Origin of the sequence: Bacteroides sp. AM37-9 (assembly GCF_003603455.1) — a bacterium.
Taxonomy (GTDB): domain Bacteria; phylum Bacteroidota; class Bacteroidia; order Bacteroidales; family Bacteroidaceae; genus Bacteroides; species Bacteroides xylanisolvens.
The window spans coordinates 485-750 of sequence record NZ_QTNF01000091.1; the positions used below are offsets into that span (position 1 = coordinate 485).

1 pseudogene is annotated in these 266 nt (G+C 46.6%); it reads right to left on the reverse strand.

The window, feature by feature from the left end:
• Positions 1-266: pseudogene (locus DW862_RS26595) on the reverse strand (capsule biosynthesis protein); the annotation flags it as partial.

Here is a 266-nt window from a genome sequence, read left to right on the forward strand (position 1 = left end):
AACAGGATTTCACCTTCAACAACTACATTCTGCTGAGCCTGATAACCCGGACTGCGGCGAACATAAACCTCATCATAAGGTTGAAGTACGAAACCCGGTGTGCCGTCGACGACAAAGCCTTCTTTCAGGGAGAATGTATATATCTGACCAATAGTATCGTTATCTACTGTACTACGGGGATTCTTGATTCTACGGGATACATCCACACGAACTACAGAAGCGGCTTCACGCAAGCCTCCGGCCTGAATGATCAAGTCTTCAAGAGT